The following is a 228-nucleotide window of genomic DNA, read 5'->3' on the forward strand; positions in this document are numbered from 1 at the left end:
CAGTTAACTGACTTTTTTTTATTCGTGAGCAAGATCCACTAAAACAAGGATTGAAACATCGCAATAAGTAAATTTGGAGCGCATTGTATGTACAGATTCGTGAGCAAGATCCACTAAAACAAGGATTGAAACTAATTTCTCCTCTAATAAACTACATTTACAGTAACATTCGTGAGCAAGATCCACTAAAACAAGGATTGAAACTTTTCCATGAACAAACATGTGAAC

Annotated in this window: 1 protein-coding gene; it reads right to left on the bottom strand. The window is 34.2% G+C overall.

All coding sequences use genetic code 11. From position 1 onward, the window contains the following. Positions 1 to 18: 18 nt before the first annotated feature. On the bottom strand, positions 19 to 228 hold a 210-nt coding region (locus tag ASJ81_RS23390), incomplete at its 5' end, for a hypothetical protein (RefSeq protein ID WP_212556106.1).

The sequence above is a fragment of the Methanosarcina spelaei genome, assembly GCF_002287235.1.
In the GTDB taxonomy this organism is placed as follows: domain Archaea; phylum Halobacteriota; class Methanosarcinia; order Methanosarcinales; family Methanosarcinaceae; genus Methanosarcina; species Methanosarcina spelaei.